This is a genomic window from Cytophagales bacterium, assembly GCA_033344775.1.
GTDB lineage: Bacteria > Bacteroidota > Bacteroidia > Cytophagales > Cyclobacteriaceae > JAWPMT01.
On the sequence record JAWPMT010000005.1, the window covers coordinates 2,133,287 to 2,152,549 of the forward strand.

General features: G+C 43.5%; 16 protein-coding genes. 4 read left to right on the forward strand and 12 right to left on the reverse strand.

Going from position 1 to position 19,263, the window contains the following annotated elements:
- Positions 1-154: 154 nt before the first annotated feature.
- Positions 155-1,489: a hypothetical protein gene (locus R8G66_26645; protein MDW3195978.1), complete on the reverse strand. Its 1,335-nt coding sequence runs from the start codon at positions 1,487-1,489 to the stop codon at positions 155-157.
- Between the two features lie 199 nt (positions 1,490-1,688).
- Here R8G66_26645 and R8G66_26650 point away from each other — a divergent pair, with 199 nt between their 5' ends.
- Together R8G66_26650 and xylA are read left to right on the forward strand one after the other, a co-directional pair.
- Entirely contained in the window at positions 1,689-3,176 is a 1,488-nt protein-coding gene (locus R8G66_26650; protein ID MDW3195979.1) for an FGGY family carbohydrate kinase, read from the forward strand.
- Positions 3,177-3,189: 13 nt separating this feature from the next.
- A complete protein-coding gene (gene xylA / locus R8G66_26655) occupies positions 3,190-4,515 on the forward strand; it encodes a xylose isomerase (protein ID MDW3195980.1) in 1,326 nt (441 codons plus the stop codon).
- Positions 4,516-4,885: 370 nt separating this feature from the next.
- Here the strand turns inward: xylA and yiaA are convergent, their stop codons facing one another.
- Positions 4,886-5,305, reverse strand: a complete 420-nt coding sequence (gene yiaA / locus R8G66_26660) for an inner membrane protein YiaA (protein ID MDW3195981.1) — start codon at positions 5,303-5,305, stop codon at positions 4,886-4,888.
- Positions 5,306-5,398: 93 nt separating this feature from the next.
- Here yiaA and R8G66_26665 point away from each other — a divergent pair, with 93 nt between their 5' ends.
- On the forward strand, positions 5,399-5,944 hold the full coding sequence (locus R8G66_26665) for a TetR/AcrR family transcriptional regulator (protein ID MDW3195982.1): 546 nt from the start codon (positions 5,399-5,401) through the stop codon (positions 5,942-5,944).
- Between the two features lie 88 nt (positions 5,945-6,032).
- Here the strand turns inward: R8G66_26665 and R8G66_26670 are convergent, their stop codons facing one another.
- From R8G66_26670 to R8G66_26710, 9 genes are all read right to left on the reverse strand, one after another.
- Positions 6,033-8,894, reverse strand: coding sequence for a pitrilysin family protein (locus tag R8G66_26670; GenBank protein ID MDW3195983.1), 2,862 nt, complete (start codon positions 8,892-8,894; stop codon positions 6,033-6,035).
- Positions 8,895-9,161: 267 nt separating this feature from the next.
- Positions 9,162-11,081: a methyl-accepting chemotaxis protein gene (locus R8G66_26675; GenBank protein MDW3195984.1), complete on the reverse strand. Its 1,920-nt coding sequence runs from the start codon at positions 11,079-11,081 to the stop codon at positions 9,162-9,164.
- Between the two features lie 126 nt (positions 11,082-11,207).
- Complete coding sequence (gene coaE, locus R8G66_26680) at positions 11,208-11,786, reverse strand: dephospho-CoA kinase (GenBank protein ID MDW3195985.1); 579 nt, start codon at positions 11,784-11,786, stop codon at positions 11,208-11,210.
- The gene (locus R8G66_26685) at positions 11,783-12,733 is read right to left on the reverse strand and encodes a hypothetical protein (GenBank protein MDW3195986.1); all 951 of its coding nucleotides are present in this window, start codon (positions 12,731-12,733) and stop codon (positions 11,783-11,785) included. The genes coaE and R8G66_26685 overlap by 4 nt, the downstream gene beginning before the upstream one ends.
- 14 nt (positions 12,734-12,747) lie before the next feature.
- Positions 12,748-13,059, reverse strand: coding sequence for a preprotein translocase subunit YajC (gene yajC, locus R8G66_26690; GenBank protein ID MDW3195987.1), 312 nt, complete (start codon positions 13,057-13,059; stop codon positions 12,748-12,750).
- Positions 13,060-13,068: 9 nt separating this feature from the next.
- Positions 13,069-13,593, reverse strand: a complete 525-nt coding sequence (locus R8G66_26695) for a DUF1573 domain-containing protein (protein MDW3195988.1) — start codon at positions 13,591-13,593, stop codon at positions 13,069-13,071.
- 127 nt (positions 13,594-13,720) lie between these two features.
- Positions 13,721-14,020 (reverse strand): YtxH domain-containing protein, encoded by a 300-nt coding sequence (locus R8G66_26700; protein MDW3195989.1) that lies wholly within the window; start codon positions 14,018-14,020, stop codon positions 13,721-13,723.
- Positions 14,021-14,034: 14 nt separating this feature from the next.
- Positions 14,035-15,168, reverse strand: a complete 1,134-nt coding sequence (nusB, locus tag R8G66_26705; GenBank protein MDW3195990.1) for a transcription antitermination factor NusB — start codon at positions 15,166-15,168, stop codon at positions 14,035-14,037.
- A gap of 66 nt (positions 15,169-15,234) precedes the next feature.
- Positions 15,235-16,332, reverse strand: a complete 1,098-nt coding sequence (locus tag R8G66_26710; protein MDW3195991.1) for a Glu/Leu/Phe/Val dehydrogenase — start codon at positions 16,330-16,332, stop codon at positions 15,235-15,237.
- Between the two features lie 227 nt (positions 16,333-16,559).
- Here R8G66_26710 and R8G66_26715 point away from each other — a divergent pair, with 227 nt between their 5' ends.
- On the forward strand, positions 16,560-18,350 hold the full coding sequence (locus R8G66_26715; GenBank protein ID MDW3195992.1) for an ABC transporter ATP-binding protein: 1,791 nt from the start codon (positions 16,560-16,562) through the stop codon (positions 18,348-18,350).
- A 25-nt stretch (positions 18,351-18,375) separates the two neighbouring features.
- Here the strand turns inward: R8G66_26715 and R8G66_26720 are convergent, their stop codons facing one another.
- The gene (locus tag R8G66_26720; protein ID MDW3195993.1) at positions 18,376-19,263 is read right to left on the reverse strand and encodes a hypothetical protein; all 888 of its coding nucleotides are present in this window, start codon (positions 19,261-19,263) and stop codon (positions 18,376-18,378) included.

The following is a 19,263-nucleotide window of genomic DNA, read 5'->3' on the forward strand; positions in this document are numbered from 1 at the left end:
CTTCAACCAAACACAAAGATGAGGGATTGTGGGGAATTTAAAAGTCGAATCCAGCCTACGACAATAAGAATACAGCGGTAAATTGGGAATCTTACGCTTGCAAACGTTACCAACCTCTACTGAACTACTTTCCGCTTCTATCAGGAATTGGCGATTATTTTGATTTAATCATTTTGGCCAATCGAGAATTGTGTAACTGACTTATCGGTAATTCTTTTAAATCATTCCTAAAAGTCTCTTCATCGATGACGAAGATTAACGCCACTGAACGATTTTCAGCATTTTTTTCACGCATGACCTCACCTCTCAGAATTGAAATGTTCGCTTTTAATCCCTGGTCATCTCTTTCGAAAGTATCCGTGAAAAACTGCTGTAAATACCGAGCACGCATATCGGGTAGATCCGAATTATAGAAATAGAGATCTTCGACCACCGTGCCTCCCGGAAGCTCCCTTAACATATGTATTTTCTCCACATATTGATCCAAAAAGTCATCATTGGTTTGCTCAAATGCATTGAGAGGTTCATAAATTGAAAAGTCCTGAAAAACGTCCAGATCCAAATTGAGGCAGTTGTATGTTGAGAATCTTCCTTCAAAGGATCTCCTGTTTGCCTCTCCTTTTAAAATCAAATGAAACCCTCTACCATTCCAGGTCATTTCATTTAAGGCGCTTATTACTTCTGCTAATATTGAAATGCTTTGTTGCAGCGCGTCTCGATTTTGTTTCTCACAAACTTCGAAATGACCTGGGGCAAATTCAATCAGGTCCCCATCATTGAACTGAATCATAAATTGTTTTGAACTGATATGTCCCTGATGATGCTGATCTTCGAAATTCAGTTCTAGAAATCGGATTCCACGGTCTTTGATCGGCGACTGGTTTTCAAATATCGTGTTGGTCATCTGTACTATTGAGTCCTTCGCACTCAAGCACTTAAGAAAGTCGTAATATCTCGATCGGTTCAAGACATTGTTTACTTCTTTACCGATATCAAATATTTTGAAATCCTCAATATATCGGGAAGTCAACAAATTGTATCGGGCAATATCCGACCGTTTGATCTCTTCAAGTGTCAAAAGTTTTTCTTGCAAGTCGTATACCACGTTACAAGAGTTTTCATCCTCCGGCAGATACCCCGGACTTTGAGCTACCATTGACCTTAGTAAAACATAGTCCAGCAGAACCAATGCCTGGCAGCTATTTTTTTCCAGTTTGAATTCATTTGATACTGGGGAGTTGATATCCAGATATTCCAAAACCGCCTCAAAATCTGCGACCTCTGAATTTTGTGCTTCACGAAAAATGCGGACAAGTTCATCGACATTATCATCTATTCTTTGATAAGAATGGGGGCCCTCAAAAAAGTGCGATGACCTTAAATGGCTGTGCAATGCTTTCATCGTCGCCAAATCCTGCTGTAACTGGCCGTAGACAACCGTCGACAGACAAGCCATGATGATCACGAGATAACTTTTGATTTTAAGCATTTCCTAAACTTGTTTTTACAAATCTAATATTAATCACATTCCGCCATACATCACGATCAATCAATGATTTGTTGTTTAAAAATTATTGCTCATTGCATCGTCAACTATTTTCCAATTCTCTTGCAAACGTTGCCAATTAAGGAACGGTGCAATTCTTTTAAATTGGAGGTCATTCTTCGTTGTAACCCCATCATCACAGATGAAATTACTCGGTATAGATTTGGGAAGTTCCTCCATCAAAGTCGCGGTTGTTGATAGCGAATCCGGTAAGTGCCTTGGTAATGAACAATATCCTAAAACAGAAATGGCGATCCAATCGCCTCAACCAGGTTGGGCCGAGCAAGACCCTGAAAATTGGTGGCAAGTATTGAAGGATGCATTGCTATTGTTGAAAAAGCGTGTGGACCTATCCGATATTGGGGCCATTGGCATCGCTTATCAGATGCATGGTTTAGTAGCGATAGATGCAGATCAGCATCTGGTTCGGCCTTCTATCATCTGGTGTGATTCTCGTGCAGTAAACCAGGGAGATGCGGCCTTTGCCAAAATCGGGTCGAACAAAGCATTAAGTACACTACTTAATTCACCTGGTAATTTCACAGCTTCCAAACTGGGCTGGGTGAAGCATCACGAGCCTGAAAAGTTCGAGCAGATCAAACACATCATGCTACCAGGTGACTATCTGGCAATGAAGCTTTCGGGAGCAGTGCAAACTACGGCCTCAGGACTATCTGAAGGTATCTTCTGGGATTTCCAGTCACGCTCTTTATCAGAGGATGTTATAGACAGTTTTGGATTCGAAGCCGCGCTTATTCCTGAACTGGTTCCGAATATAGGAATCCAATGTCAGGTATCTTCGTCTGCTGCGGATGAGCTTGGAATTCCCGCGGGAATTCCTATTGCTTATCGTGCCGGTGATCAGCCCAATAATGCACTTTCCCTCAATGTGTTTGAACCCGGAGAAGTAGCTACTACTGCCGGAACTTCTGCTGTCATTTATGCAGTGGATGATCAAAACCGATTCGACCCCACCCAGCGTGTAAATTCTTTCTTACATGTAATTGATACTCTGGAAAATCCCAGAAACGGGGTATTGCTTTGCGTGAATGGATGTGGCATTTTATATAGCTGGCTGAGACAAGTATTAAGTACCTCCGCTCCATTGATGGGTTACGATCAGATGAATCAGGAAGCTGCCAAGGCTTCCATTGGATCGGAAGGCCTGCAATTTTTCCCATTCGGCAATGGTGCAGAACGATTATTGGGAAATCAGAATGTGTTTGCCCATTTGCATCAATTAGATCTAAATCGACACGACCGGCCGCATCTAATTCGAGCAGCTCAGGAAGGCATTGTATTCGCGATGAACTACGGATTAGAAGTTTTTCAGGAAATGGGAATTGATGTCATGGTGATGAAGGCAGGCATGGCCAATCTTTTCCAAAGTGACCTTTTCCAATCAGTTTTTGTGAATACAACTGGGGTACCACTACAATTGTTGGAAACAGACGGTGCCGAAGGGGCAGCTCGGGCTGCAGGCGTGGGTATTGGTAATTGGAGCCGAAAAGAAGCGTTCGACAACCTCAAAGAAATTAAAACCATTGAACCCAATGCGGTAGATCAGTCGGCTTACACTGATGCTTACCAAGATTGGAAAAATAATTTAGCTCACTTCATTAAACACTAACCACACTTTAGTCATGGCAATCATCGGAGCACAAGAATTTTTCCCCGGAATCGGAGATATTCCGTTTGAGGGACCAGGATCAGATAATCCTTTTGCTTATCAATATTACAACTCGGAGCAAGAGGTTCTGGGAAAGAAAATGAAGGATCACTTCAAATTTGCCATCGCTTACTGGCACTCCTTCTGCAACACGGGTGGCGATCCCTTTGGTCCAGGGACCATTGAATTTCCATGGGACAAAAAGTCCGATGCGGTAGCGCGAGCCAAAGACAAAATGGATGCTGCCTTTGAGTTTATTTCGAAGCTTGGCCTGGAATACTTTTGCTTTCACGATGTGGATCTGGTGGATGAAGGCCCCACATTGAAGGAATTTGAGCAACGTCTCGATGCCATTGTGAATTATGGCATTGAAAAGAAAAAGGGGAATAACATTAAGGTACTCTGGGGAACTGCCAATTTATTCAGCAATCCACGCTACATGAATGGCGCTTCCACCAATCCTGATTTCAACACACTGGCTTACGCAGGTGCCCAACTGAAAAATGCGATCGATGCTACCATTGCCCTTGGTGGTGAGAATTATGTGTTTTGGGGTGGTCGTGAGGGCTACATGAGCTTACTGAATACGGACATGAAGCGTGAGTTGGATCATATGGGCCAATTTCTGACCATGGCCCGGGACTATGCACGGGGACAAGGATTCAATGGCACATTCTTTATCGAACCAAAACCAGCTGAACCTAGCAAGCACCAATATGATTTTGACAGTGCCACCGTGGTTGGATTCCTTAATCAATACGGATTACAGGATGACTTTAAGATCAACATCGAAGTGAATCATGCAACACTTGCCGGTCATACCTTCCAACACGAGTTGCAAGTAGCCGCCAATGCGAACATGCTGGGCAGCATTGATGCGAATCGTGGTGACTATCAAAATGGCTGGGATACGGATCAGTTTCCGATCAACTTAACAGAATTGGTGGAAAGCATGCTGGTCATTGTTAAATCCGATGGATTGCAGGGAGGTGGCGTCAACTTCGATGCGAAACGTCGAAGGAATTCCACAGACCTGGAGGACTTATTCCATGCTCATATTGGTGGTATCGATGCGTTTGCAAGAGCACTACTGATCACTGAGAAATTACTTAACGATACAGATTATGATGCTCGAGTAAAAGGGCGATATGCTTCTTATGATACGGGGCTGGGCAAAGCTTATGAAGAGGGGAATCTCTCATTGTCAGACCTACATGCTTTCGCTCATGAAAATGGCGAGCCCGCACAGATCAGCGGCAAACAGGAGTATTTAGAGAATCTGATTAACCGGTGTATTTAGGGTATCGACAGGTTCAATCTTACATTCGACAGGCTCAGGGACAATTCTATACCATTAAGCTAAGGTCACTCCCCGGGGAGTCTTTGCTCGAAAAGGTATGTTCATTACGATTTTCAAAGATTCCATAAATGGAATGACTTCTGTACATTAAAATTTCGGCCTTAGCTCTCTGGCTTTGGGGGACACCTGGCCAGCCGTACCTAGTCAACCTGACATTCGTCATGCCTGTGTTCATATAAGCCGGCTTTACCTAGCATTGAGGACTGAAAAGTACTGATTCTAAGATTAAACCGCCATCTAACTATCTAGATCGAAAAAAGGCACCCTCGGGTGCCTTTTTTAATATTCCATTCTACAGAGAACTTGACAATTAAGCAGACAAAGAATCCCCCTCTTGCTGCCTCCTGATCGCTAAATCATCTCTGGTATTCTTTTGTACTGCCACTGCTCCGAAAGTTGCCAGGATAAAGGCAAAAGCATAAAATCCCTTCTCGCTTGGGAGCATATCTGCATTCCATAGTCCAATCACCAATAAGATGATGGAGAGGATCGTTGAAAACCAGGAGAGACCATAATACAGATCAGTGACCTGTAACCCCTCTAACCTGTCTCGAACACTTTTTTGCACTGATATCACAGAAAAAAGTCCGAACATGAGAATAGCGAAGTAATAACCCTTTTCACTGAGTGCGATCTCGGCGCGCCAGAGGCCTACCAAATACCCAATCATTCCTACCAACAAGGCGACCCAGGAGGCCGCAATAAACGCGTTTGAAGTTTTTTGAATCATTGCCATTTCATTTAGAAGTGAAAATTCGATGGATCAAACGAGGGTTAGTGGTCTGCAGGTTTGTACATTCGTGTACAGAACAAATCGAAATTCATGGAAAAAACAGTAGATAACCGGCTCAAATGGATAAAAACGGGTTATCAACTATTCGGGGAAATTGGCCTTGAGGCGCTCAATGTTGAAAAGCTATCAAATCTGATGGGGCTTAATAGGTCCAGCTTTTATCATTATTTCAAGGACTTAATGGGCTATGAGGAAGCACTTTTCTCGTACCATGATACCCGATATCAATCGATCGCACAAGTGATCAAGGATTACCAACAATTTGAACAGCTTTTCAATAAGGAGGTATTTGAACATAAAGATGCGCTGGCTTTCCAGCGTCAATTGTTGATCAATCAATCGGTGAAAAGGTACAAGGAATGTTCTGAAGCAGTTCGTCACCATACTGAAGAAAAGACCTTCGCTTTGTGGACTGCTGCTAACAGTAATGCTGAGACTAGTGAAAAACAGTGGGCCATGTTCAAAGCCATGCGTGATTTCTATTTTGTCCATCATGGACAATCCAACGGATTAGATAATCCTAAAGAATTCATGTTGCTTTTGAACCAGTATGTCAACCAACAACTTGGGAGTTAGTCCCAATATCAATAAACGCCAAAGCACTTAAACAAAAAAGCTGCCCCTTTCGAGACAGCTTCTTTTTCAATTCAATCAGAATGATTGATTATTTCTTGGTGTCGACGGTCATGTCTTCAACTACATCACCTTTAGCGTCGAGCTCAACCATGTCGTAACCTAGTTTTCTAAGCTTTTCACGGTTGCTGGCGCCATCTCCTACCACCAAAATATAGAACTGGTCATCGTCCAGGTATTTCTTGGCAAGATCGTTGATCTCTTCCTTGGTAATGGTGTTGATGATCTTAGTTTGCTCATCTACATAAGAACGATCCAGGTCATAATGTACGATCCTTCTCAGGAAGCTCGCCTTTTGACCAGGAGTTTCATAGCTTCTGGCATCACGCTGACCAATGGACTTTCTCATGAAAGCCAATTCATCATCGGTTATACCTCGCTCCCTGTATTCGCTGATCTCTTTCATGAATTCTACCACAGAGCTATCCGTCGCTGTTCCCAGCACACCTGCCAGCGCAGTAAACGATCCCTCATCCTCAGAAGAAGAAAAGAAGCCTCTTGCCCCGTAGGTCCAGCCTTTGTCTTCTCTTAGGTTCAGGTTAATTCTACTATTAAATGCTCCACCTAATGGATAATTCATCAAGAAGGACTTAAAATATTCGCCGGTAGCATCGTATTCCATTCCTGTCATGTAGCCAATTCTGATCTGAGACTGAGGTGCATCTACTTTGTCCACCAGGTACAATTTGGTCTTATCCGCAGGCTTCGCTTTTGGCATTTCCGGAATTTTTACATTCTTATTCTCCCAGTTTTTCAAAAACGCTAACTCGGGAAGGACCTCATCTCGATCAACATCACCTACGATCACTAGTTCGCCCAGATTCGGCGAATAGTAACTCGCGTAAAAAGCTTTCACATCATCCAGCGTAATGTTTTTCACGGTTCCTTCTATCCCTCCTGCTGGTGAGGAGAAGATGTGATTATCGCCGTACAATAACTTGTTGTACACCTGCGACGCAATGGATCCCGGATCTTTTTGACTCGCAATGATGCTTTCCATTTGCTGCTTGATCACTCGATCAAAATCGGCTTGGGCAAATCCGGGACGCAATAGTTTTTCTTCCACCAGCTCCATGGTACGTGCCAGGTTTTTCTTCAAGGTGTTGACACTGACCGTGGTAGAGCTACGTCCTCCTGAAATATTGATAGAACTTCCGATCTTACGAAGCTCTTCCTGCATCTCTTCCGCCGTGTAGTTCTCGGTAGATTCGTTGAGTAATCCAGCTGTAATTTGCGCCAGGCCACTTTTTGAAGGGTCATTCGCGTCGAACTTATGTCCTCCATTCAGGGTCAATCGAACGGCCACCGTAGGGATCTCATCACTTTTTGTTCCAATGACTTTGATGCCATTGTCAAATTCTGTTTCCCAGAATTCAGGCACCTTTACCAAAGGACTGGCACCTGGTGTTGGCTGCTTGCTTCGATCGAAAGATTCATTGGTGGGCTTGTTGTAAGTAAGTCCGGTATAATCTGTTGTAGGAAATGGATTGTTTCCACTTGTTGGCTTCTCAAAATTATCTTCTGCCACAGGAGCAGTTTCTTCATTCGGTAAGTAGCTCAGGATCACCCCATTTTTTCCATAGATGTATTTATTGAACACTCTCATTACATCTTCGGCGGTGATGTCCAGGTAACGCTGCAAATCAGTGTTGATCATATTCGGGTTTTCAAACATGTACTGATATCGGGCCAATCTTGAAAGTTTACCGCTCACACTGGCCAGGCCATTGATTACACTAGATTCTCTACTGGCTTTGAACTTTTCCAGGTCTGCTTGAGAAACTCCATTTTCTGCAAATTCATCCAGAATGTTTCTCATCTCTTCTGCAAACTGAGTCAGTGTTTGTCCCGGGTATGGCAAAACAAACATGGTAAACTCACCGGACAGCTCTGAGGTAGGGTGGAATACTGAAGCCTGAATCGCTTTTTGTGTCAATACAAACTTCTTGAAAAAGTAAGAGCTTTGGCCCACACCTAATATCTCGGAAAGGCAATCTAATGCCGCTTCATCCGGGTGCATCGCGGGAACAGAAGGATAAGTGAACATGACCGCCGGGAATCGAATGTTCCGATCGATATGTGAAATGTATCGGTCTTCCCCTACGGAAACCAGGTCAAGCTCCATTTTCTCTACCTCTGGTCCAGCAGGAATAGAGCCAAAATATTTCTCAACCAGTTTGATCACCTCTTGCGGGTTAACATCTCCACCTACGGAAACAGCAGCATTATTTGGGCCATACCAACGCATGAAGAAATTCTTCAGGTCATCCAGATTTGCACTATCCAAATCTTTCAACAAACCAATCGTTAACCAGGAATATGGGTGTCCATAAGGATATAGGGCTTCCATGGTTTTTTCACTCCACAGTCCGTAAGGTCTGTTGAGGTAGTTCTGTCCTTTCTCGTTTTTTACGGTGGCTCTTTGAACTTCGAATTTTTCAGGAGTTACGGCATCCAGGAGAAAGCCCATGCGATCTGCTTCCAACCAAAGCATGGTTTCCAGCTGATTACTTGGTACCGTCTCAAAGTAATTAGTCCTGTCGCGATTGGTCGTTCCATTTAGCGTCCCTCCGGATTCTGTGACAATTTTGAAATGTTCTTCGTCGGCCACATTGTCCGAACCCTGGAACATCATGTGCTCAAAGAAGTGAGCAAAACCCGATCTTTGAAGTTCTTCTCTGGCCGAACCAACATGGTAAGTAACATCTACATGAACCAGTGGGTCAGAGTGATCTTCATGAATGATCAGCGTAAGGCCATTGTCCAGTTGATATTTTTCATAGGGAATCACAAGATCGTCCCCAGTCTTCTCGACCTTCTCGATCAGTTTGGTTTGCCCGTGAAGCATCAATACAGATATCAATGCTGTACAGCAGGCGATCAATTTTCTCATTTTGTTTTAGGATTTGTTTCCTCAATGTTACGGAGAAAATCCTACTTGAGATGTCTCAGATCAAACTATCCGTCGTTCTGTCTGAAAAAGTGAAAGACTCTGTAAACCAGTGGACCTAATTTGGACAACTGTTAGCGGGAAAAGGATATTTAAAGCAGTGTAATATGATACGAACATTTACTTTAAAGAGGATGTCTCCTCGAAAGTCGTCTTTCCCCAAGGTAATTTCGAAATGGGGATTGCACCACAACCCTGGGTAAATTCCTATCACACCTTCAATTCCCGGGTCTTTCCGGACAGTTCCTCGACGATAGACTGGACCCTCCGGATGTTTTCGTGATTGGCTTCTATGGATTGCACAACCGATTCGGAGGTAGCATTCACCTGCTGTGCACCGGCCGCTGTTTCTTCCGAGATCACAATTACTTGCTCCGTTGCTACGATTACTTCTTTGATGTCATCATTCTGTTGCTGAGTAGACATCACAATCTTGTTAGATAATGTCTTGGTACCTTGATAGGATTCCACAATTTCCTGAAAGCTATCCGTTGCATTATGGGTGGTCTGCTCCCCTTCTTCGACCACCTGAGTGATGTCTTCAATCAATTTTGAAGTGGTATTTGCGGAACTCTGGATGTTGCTAACAAGGTCTTCAATCTCTTTGGATGATTGCTTGGATTGCTCCGCTAACAACCTGATTTGTGAAGCAATAATGGCAAACCCGCGACCCGCCTCTCCGGCCTGAGCCGCCTCAATGGCTGCGTTTAACGCCAAAAGGTTAGTTTGTGCAGCGATCTCCTGAATGATGGTAATGATTGCATTGATCTGACGAGATTGATCTTTCAGTTCTTTGATCACATCATTTCCAACCTGGAACTGACTCAGTATCCTGGACATGTTTCCACTGATCTCCTGAACCAGCTGCAATCCATGTTCACTCTGGTCTGCTCCTGTGTTGGACATGTCCTCAATGGATTTGGCCAACGTATGCATGTCCTCTGAAGATTGCATGATGTTCTCGATCAATGAAAAGGCATGATTGACTTGTTCAACCTGTCTGGACGCGCCAGTTTGTATTTCGGAAATGGAAGTTCGAATCCCTTCCACTTCTTCGCCCATGTTTTGACTGTGATTCGTACTCTCCTGAGCAATGCTTTGAATGGCCTCGGATTTCACCATGAGTTCGGACAAATGTCCTGAGATCCTTGCCAAGGCATCATTCAAATTCAGGCTTATGCGAAACCAATCCCCTTTTACGTCTGCATCAAACCTTGTAGATAGATTGCCTTGTGACATCTGCTCCGTTACATGATTGATCTCATTGAAAGGGACTAACAAGGATTCCAACAAATTATTGGTCGACTCTTGCAAAACCTTATAATCCTCGGACTTGGTATCCATGTTCATGCGCTGGTTGTAATCTCCCGATTCCAGGATCTGATTGATCAGCTGTTGCATTTGGTTGATGGCTCCGGTGAGGTTTCGCTGCTCTACCTGCAAATTTTTGGCATTTTCATCTGCCAGATACTTCTGCCTGGTCAATTCATCTTGCTTGGATACAATGTCATTTTCATAGCTGATATTGATATAAACCAGCAAATAGAGTTCGAACAAAATAAGTATCGTAACCGTCAGTAAGATCGTCTTGAAGGATTTCAAACTCGTATCTTCGTAGGGCATGTCATAAATCGGCAGTCCCAGGATGTCCTGGATCGGCTCAAAGAATACGAAACAGAAAAAGATGGTGATCACCACCATGTTGAATAGCCACTTTTCTCGTCGAAAATCAAAAATAATGGTAGCTCCAACAATGATCGGCAAAAAATACAGGCGCGCATTCTGAACTCGAATAATCCCCTTATCTACCTCATTGGCAATGGCTTCCAGATTGAAGATATAAAACGAAATGATCAGAAATCCTACTGATCCCAAAAGCAAAGTAACCCTCCCTGCTTGATGGCTAATAAAGCGATTGAGTAAAAGCGATATGATCGGTATAGGAAGAAAATACAAGCCTTCACCCGCAGCCCCTTTTAAACCAACAGACGACTGATAGAGTGTCTGTAAAGAAATCAGGGTAAATATGAAAAGGCTCAAGCCATTGGTGAATATCAGCCTGCTTTTAACAATATTGGGCATGGCTGGGTCGACACCAGCCTCTAAAAGATTTTTCCTAAACCAATTCATTCAATGAGATTCTGATTGGAAGTTAAGACTTTCATAACTATCACTCCAAAATCATTGTTCGGAAAAATGACATTTAATGTGTCAGATGGGAATTCTTTAGGTTGTTTTGGATTTAACCCAGGAAAATCAAACTAACTCGGCATGTGTACGCAGCACTTGTGGGATCACTAATTGGGACTCGTCATTGGTAATGATCGTTTGAGCAATTGCTGCTTTTTGCTCTTCGGAAAGTTGTCTTTCAATGATGGCTTGTACATCCTTTGCGTTGCGGTGTGGATCTCGCTTTAATACTCGCTGTGTTCTGATGTCCACGGGTGCCGAAACCAATATAAGGTAGTCCAGGGATTTGTATGAGCCTGTTTCCACCAACAATGCTGCTTCTTTCAAAACGTAACTAAAGGATTGTTCCTGGGCCCAATTTGCAAAATCTTCTGCTACAGCCGGATGGACTACCGCATTCAATTGTTCTAAGCGTTTAGGCTGATGGAATGCAATCTTGCCGATATGTTCGCGATTAAGTACTCCCTGATCATAACTCTCTGCCCCAAACAGTTCAATTACTTGCTCTCTGATCGCCTCATGTTCGTTCATGAGTCTTTTTGCTCTGCTATCTGCATCATAGACAGGAGCACCCAATGTTTGGAATATCCGACTCACGATGCTCTTTCCCGCACCGATACCTCCGGTTATACCTACGGTCTTCAATTGGGTTGGGGATAAACGACCCGAATGGTGTCAGGCATCATGTCTATCTCGATAGCCTCTTCCGGGAAATAGATCATGATTGGAAAAATGCTAGAATCACTTTCATCCAACAGGTTGAAATCCACAGTGATGCCAAAATCGGAAGCTTCATAATCCCTACTTTGTGAACGGGGAACAGTGAAATTCACCTCAATCTGATCAATGTTGGGCAAGGCCGAAGAATCTTCCGGAAAGTTGAGTATATCAAAAGGAACTGCCACCGATAAACGGTCGAAGCGCTCTACCTCGAAAAGTACCTGGACCTCCTCTGGTATGGCTTCAATGACATCTTCATCGGCAAGTGGGATCTCAATGTTTTCATCGAAATCATCATCGATATTGGATTCGGTAATCCTGACAATAAAAGGACTTTCCAGGCTATCGATAAAACTCTTCGGACCAATAAATTCAACTGAGTCTAGTGAAGTGGTCAATGGGGAGATGATCCGATAATCATCTCGCATCTGTATTGCCGATGAATCGATCTGAACAGCTACTTTCTTGGACAGTTTTTCCTCTATGTGCAAATAGAGTGTATCTGTCATCAGGTAGTTCACCTGAAGTTCACTCAGTTGATCCCGGACCACCGGAAGTAAAGAAGATCTGGAATAAAACCGGATCAGTGTCGGATTGTCGAGTTCAATGGTGAGTGGGGTGGGATTGAATAGGATGAACGTCCTTCTGAGCAGGTTCCAACCTCCACCGGACACATCTACTTTGATGGATTCTGGCAAGGGTTGCATGATCACGACATTTTCCCGTTCGAAATTGAACTTGAGGGGATAGATCAATCGTGTGGTGTACTCTTTGTTGAGTTCATTAAAAAACCAAAAGGTAGTGGCTCCTAACAATGAGAGCAACACTACCTTCCAGCTATTGAGACTATTAAAAAACCCCTTTCCTGCCATTTATCGCATTTGCATCAAGATTTTGCGTCGTAGCGTTTAGAAGCATCCAATGAAATGGAGGATTTCTCCACCACCAGCTTATTGCCTCGATCTACGTCCAAGGTCACGGTGGACTCATCCACGGAAGCCACCTTACCATGAATACCTCCCATGGTCACGACTTTGTCGCCTTTGTTGATCGCTTCAATGAACTTCTTGGATTCTTTTTGCTTCTTCTGCTGAGGACGAATGAAAAACAGATAGAATACTGCTACCATTCCTCCCAGCATGATAAACTGGCCATAATTGCCACCAATTCCTGCTTGCATTAATAGGGTTTGAATCATCTTATGAAATTAAGACGGCTGGTCTCCTTTGATCACGTTCGCTTTGATTTTCAAGCGGCTGATCTTAGGATACGTGTTTGCCGTAATCGTTACAGTTTTATTCTGGATACCAGGTTTTTTGCGGCTGTTGAACTGCACTTTGATCTCGCCAGTACCTCCTACCGGGATAGGCTCTCTTGGCCACTGTGGCACAGTACATCCACAAGAAGCAGTTGCACTAGAGATGATCAAAGGCGCGTCGCCATTGTTTGCAAATGTAAATACATGATCTACGATATCGCCTTCGTTGATGGTTCCGAAATCGTGATCTACTTCGGTGAACTCAAAAGAAGGCAGTGGTCCGTCAGGCTTCACCTCTGGTTGAGCAGGAGCGGTGGTATTTCCAGGAGTAAAAGGAGCTGTTTTTGCAGTTCCGTTCTTTGCTTCCAGCTCGGCTACTTTGCCTTCTAGTTTGGCAATTCGAGCTTCAGTTTCTTTGTTTGAGCAGCTTGCCACAAGTGCCCCTACAAAAAGGATTAACAATGCTTTTTTCATTCGAATATTATTTGATTAAATCGTGCCTTTCCGTGGCCTACTAATTCTTACAACCGTAAAACTATCGAAAAGTTAGTCTCTAACTTTTACTGAAATCCTAATGATGTGTTAAATCCGACAAATCAGATCAGCTTTTCTTGATCTGATCCATCAATCCATTCACATCATCCAGTAATTTTTCGGCCTTTTCTTTGGCACCACTGATGATCTTTTCGCCTTCGGCTTTGGCCTCACTTTGTACTTTGGTCTTGCCTTCCAGTAATTCTTCCAAGATCTCTTCAGACTTTTTCTTGTATTTGTCCAGCAAGAAAGAAAGCTTGTCTCTTGTGTGCGAACCCTTCTCAGGCGCATATAGCAATCCCAGGATACCACCGGCGATTAGGCCAATAAGAAAGGTTAAAAATGAAGTTCCTGATCCTCTGCTCATGATAAAATGTGTCTTTACTTATTGTCAATTAGTCCTCGCCCGCTCTTCTTTATCGTTCCATCCGAAGTTAGCTCGTTTGCCAAAACATCCAAAATACCATTTATAAATTGTTTGCTTTTGGGCGTGCTGTATTGCTTGGAGATTTCAATGAATTCATTGATTGTCACTTTCACCGGAATGCTTGGGAAATTGATCATTTCCGTCAGGGCCAGTTTCAATATCATCTTATCCAGCGTCGCTACTCGAGACATGTCCCAGTTTTTGGTTTTCCCGGCCAACAATGCTTCAAAGTCATGCTCCTTCTTGATGGTCTCATCAAACAGGATCCGGAAGTATTTGAAATCATCTGTTTCGTTCAAGCTCAGAGATTTCAATTCGAAAGATTCTTCCAGATTCGGCTCAAAGCTCTGCACCGTTTTTGTCACCATACTCCGTACGATAGACTTATTTTCACTCCAATGAAGATCCTGGGCGGCCATGAACTCGTCAATCACCTCTTCTTTGAAGATCAACTGCTTGGTCAGCAGTTTGGCCGCAGTGATGTGCTCTTCCTCAGAAGGTTCTTTTAATGCCTGGTAATCCAGAAACGCTTCGTTTTTGCTCCAGATATCTTTGTACCAACCACGCAAGTCATTCCTTTCTGCGTCCCAGCTGATCTTTTTGTCGATCGTTTCCTTCAGCAGTGGCTGGAATGTGCTCAACGCTTTGACCAACGGGTTGTTGATGTAGTGATAACCAAAGCCACCCTCCTGATTCGTTAGACTTTTGGCTTTGCGATCCTTCTCCTGGGTCTCAATGAAAGCCACTTCTGAAGGCACCAACAACAACTTTAGGTAGAGGTGATAAATGTTCTGGATCTCCTCTTCCATTCGCTTGCGACCAGCACGATGCTCATCGACGATGCGCTGGTCCAAAATACGCATGTGGTCTTTGACCAGGGCTGCCGTCTCTTCATCTTCGATGGCAGGATCCAGTCCTTTGAGCGTATCAAAGAAATGCTTCTTGGCAATTCTTTGCTGCTGCTCATGATGCTTTTTATCCAGCGAATCGTGGATCGCCGGATCCCACTTGAAATGGTCTGCCAGCTCCTCGGCCGCAATTTCGCGTAGCGATTCGATGGCTAAATGGTAGCCATACAATGCTTGCATTGCTTTGACCCTAAGAATCCGCCTGTTCAGCATCTTAATTTATTACCTGGTTGATTGATGAATGATTTAGTAAGCAAGTTTTACTTTTCCGATTTGCTCAATTCTTTTCAAGGCCAAATCTAATGCGGCTTTGTGAGTAGTCACGTCATTTTTTTCAGCGTACTCGATAACTTCAAGGCAAACGTCATAGATTCTCTCGGTCTGAGACATGACCCGCTCAAGGTTGTGATTGCCCTGCATTTCGTAATATACATTGGTGATCCCCCCACTATTGATCAGAAAATCAGGAGCGTAAAGGATGCCTTGTTCTTTGAGTTGATTTCCGTGACGGACTTCATCATCCAACTGATTATTCGCACCACCAGCCACGATGGTACAGTTCAATTTCCCGATGGTATCGTCATTTAGGGTAGCCCCCAATGCGCAAGGTGCATAAATGTCCATTTCGGTGGTGTAAACCTGATCAGGATCTACGACGGTCACCTGATGGTTTTTGGTCACTGCAGCAAGCTTGTCTTCAAAAATATCGCTCACCATCACCTGAGCACCTTCTTTATTCAGATATTCGATCAAATAGGTCCCGACATGCCCGGCACCTTGCACCATTACTTTCTTTCCTTCCAGGCTATCTGAGCCATAAACTTTTTTGGCAGATGCTTTCATTCCCATGTACACACCAAAAGCAGTCACCGGACTTGGATCACCTGAGCCACCCATGCTCACAGGAATACCTGCGACATACTGGGTTTCCATACGGACGTATTCCATATCACGTGTGCCCATGTTCACGTCTTCGGCCGTCCAGTATCTACCACCAATGCTATCTACAAATCTTCCGAAGCGACGCATGAATGCTTCGTTTTTTAGTTTTCGTGCATCTCCAATGATCACCGCTTTTCCTCCTCCAATGTTCAATCCGGCGATCGCATTTTTGAATGTCATCCCCCGAGATAAGCGAAGTACGTCTTTTACAGCTTCCTCCTCTGAGGTGTAATTCCACATGCGAGTCCCTCCCATGCCTGGACCGAGTACCGTATTGTGTAAGGCAATAATCGCCTTTAGGCCTGTTGCTTCATCATTGCAAAATACCAACTGTTCGTGTTCCATGTCGCTCATCTGCTCGAACACTGAAGGGGTATCAGTTTGGTGTTTGGTTTCGATCATTTCGAAAGAATTTAGAGTTATGCAATTTACCTTTGAATCAATTCTCCTGTGGAGGTGTTTATATTCGTGGGTTAATCTGAAAATGACGCCAAAATTAGCTGTTTTTAAAGAAATAAACATTTGATGGACTAATGTTGTCTTCCTTATGTGCTGTCTTTGGAACGCATCAAAAAAATATTTGACCACAAAGAATTTCGGGCTTTAAAACGAACCGAAAATAATATTCTGTGAAAGATCTTTCTGTCCTAAATAAGTACCTGCTCAAATACAAGTTTCATCTTTTGTTGGGCACCCTGTTTATTATCATTTCAAATTTCTTTTCGATCATTCCAGCCTGGGCAGTTCGGCATGCTTTTGACTTGTTAGAAAATAGTTTCGACATCTATGCTTTGTTTAATGGCAGTGAGCTACAAGGAGAAACCTACAGCCTTTTCGCTGCTAGTATTCTGATCCTGGGTGTACTGATTTTGATTTCGGCCCTATTGAAAGGAATCTTTATGTTTTTCATGCGCCAGACCATCATTGTGATGTCGCGCCACATCGAATATGATCAAAAGAATGAGATCTATCAGCACTACCAAACCCTGCCGCTGAGCTTTTACAGAAAGAACAACACCGGAGACCTCATGGCCCGGATCTCAGAGGATGTGAGCAAAGTACGGATGTACATCGGGCCGGCAATCATGTACGGCATCAACCTATTTACACTTTTCCTGATGGTGATCCCGTTCATGATCTCAATCAATCCGACTTTGACTGCCTATTCGCTGTTGCCGTTGCCACTGTTGTCCATCAGCATCTATTTCGTCAACAACATCATCAACAAGCGATCCGAGGAAATCCAACGCAGTTTGTCCAACCTGTCTACTTTTGTTCAAGAAGCATTTTCTGGCATTCGGGTGATCAAAGCTTATGTTCGTGAAGACAACATTGCCGGAGATTTTGAAACGGAGAGTGATGATTACAAAACCAAATCCTTGCGACTGGCTTTTGTCAATGCCTTGTTTTTACCTTTGATCATGGGGTTGATCGGCTTAAGTGTGATCCTTACGGTATACATCGGTGGGGTTGAAGTTTTCAAAGGCCAGATCACGACAGGAAATATTGCCGAATTCATCATCTACGTAAACATGCTGACCTGGCCGGTGACTTCTCTGGGATGGATTACCAGTATCATTCAGCGGGCAGCTGCTTCTCAGAAAAGGATCAATGAGTTTTTAGATACCAAAAACGACATCATTTCTCAGAAAGACCTTGAGAAGGAACTTGAGGGGCATTTAGTTTTCGATCAAGTCAGTTTTACCTATCCTGATTCGGGTATAGAGGCCCTTAAGGAAGTGTCTTTCGAAGTGTTTCCCGGGGAATCTTTGGCCATCGTTGGTACGACAGGTTCGGGAAAAAGCACCATTGCCAACCTGATCTGCCGCATGTATGATATTGATGAAGGAAACATTGCAGTAGATGAAAACAACATCAAAGATTACAACTTGTCCAGCCTGCGCAGCCAGATCGGATTTGTTCCACAGGATGTCTTCCTTTTCTCCGAGACCATTCGTAACAACATTGCATTTGGTAAACCAGACATGAGCGAATCCGATATTATTCAGGCAGCAAAGGATGCAGACCTGTTAGAAAATATAGAGCGATTCCCAGAAGGATTCGATACCAAGGTAGGTGAGCGTGGTATTACCTTATCCGGTGGTCAAAAACAGCGTGTCTCAATTGCTCGTGCGATCTCACGATCACCGCGCATTCTTATCCTGGATGATGCACTTTCTGCAGTAGACACTAAAACGGAGAACACCATCCTCAATTCCATGGCCAAGATCATGAAGGGAAGGACGTCCGTTGTAATCTCTCACCGGGTTTCTTCGGCCAAGTTAGCCGACAAGATCATCGTACTGCACGAAGGAAAAGTTGTGGAGCAGGGGACCAATGAAAGCCTGCTGGCAGCAAATGGTGTATTTAAGGAATTGTACGATAAACAGATGAAGGCCGACGAAGCACCGATAGCTTAGCACAAAAACACAAAAGAAATTATCGCTACTGCTTTTGAATGGTCGCGTTTTCGGAATCAATCACATAAACGTGTTTTTTTGATGAGCTGTAATCCATGATTGTATATTCTGTAATGGTTTCAGATACTTTCACCAGGTCATCAACGGTTAGATCGATGTAGCAGTTGTCAAACTCTGCTTGTGATTCATTTAGCAGAGCAAATGATTCATCAAAAACCAATGCCAGCTTTCCCGAAGTAGTAGCTCCACCACATCTACCCATATAGTTCAAGTTGGCATGATAGTTATAATGAAGCAGGATGTTTTTACCTCCATTGGCAATCGCCTCTATTTCGTAGTTTGTTCTGCCGGGCAAGGACAAATTTGACAAGTCAAAAAATTTACCATTGGGCAGCTTCAGGAATTGAACGGTCTTGAGGATTTCGCTACTTGAGCTGTTGAGCGATACCCAAAACTCCTTATCGTTATTCTTCCATTTCCCTTGAAGTCTGTACTCCTCAAAATCGAGATGAAACCTTTCCGTAATCACAGGTATGTTTTCGGCAAAAGACTCCAGTTCATAAATGTGATTGTCCAGATACTGAGTGCCTTCTTCTCTTTCATAGACCAGATTTTCTATTCCCTTCAAAAAATTGACATCTTCAGAAGCAAATAAATGTAATTGACCTCCAGTCCATATTCCCGCTAAGGGAATTGGAATTTCTACTTTATCATATTTGTACCAACCACCGACGGCATGTACATACCCTAAATTGTCCGAGTGACCTGCAACTTTCAGGTAGACGGTAATTGGATATTCATCATTAATATGTCCATGCAGGATCCTTTCATCTGAAGTAATAGCAATGACCTCATGGCTTTGACCAAACGAAGCAAATGATACGAGCAAGAACAGCAGAAAGTATAATTTCAT